This window comes from Parachitinimonas caeni (assembly GCF_030129945.1).
GTDB lineage: Bacteria > Pseudomonadota > Gammaproteobacteria > Burkholderiales > Chitinimonadaceae > Parachitinimonas > Parachitinimonas caeni.
The window spans coordinates 1-350 of sequence record NZ_JARRAF010000228.1; the positions used below are offsets into that span (position 1 = coordinate 1).

Annotated in this window: 1 protein-coding gene; it reads right to left on the reverse strand. The window is 61.7% G+C overall.

Going from position 1 to position 350, the window contains the following annotated elements; translation table 11 throughout:
* Positions 1–350: hypothetical protein (locus tag PZA18_RS24440; protein ID WP_308447464.1), on the reverse strand; the 350-nt coding region annotated here is incomplete at both ends.

Genomic DNA, 350 nt, shown 5'->3' on the forward strand with positions numbered 1-350 from the left:
CCGGATGAAGCTGTGGTCTTGGCCAGATACACGGTTTGCGTCACCTGGGTGACGGGCACCGGCCGGTTGTTGGTGGTCAGCACCGTGGCGCTACGGACCAGACTGGCGCGGCCGACCTCGTTCAGCGCCTTGAACATGGCGTCGTAGCGGCGGGAGCTGTTGGCATCGTCACGGCTTGAAATCACGCCGATCTTGGGCATGGTGACATCGGTGAGATTGCTGCCCGAGCCGAAACTCCAGCCGATATTGCCCAGGCCATTGCTGGTGAGCTTCTGATAGACCGCCGTCCAGTCGAGGCCCAGATCGCCGTTATCACTGGTCTGCACCGACAGCACCTTCACATCCACCTG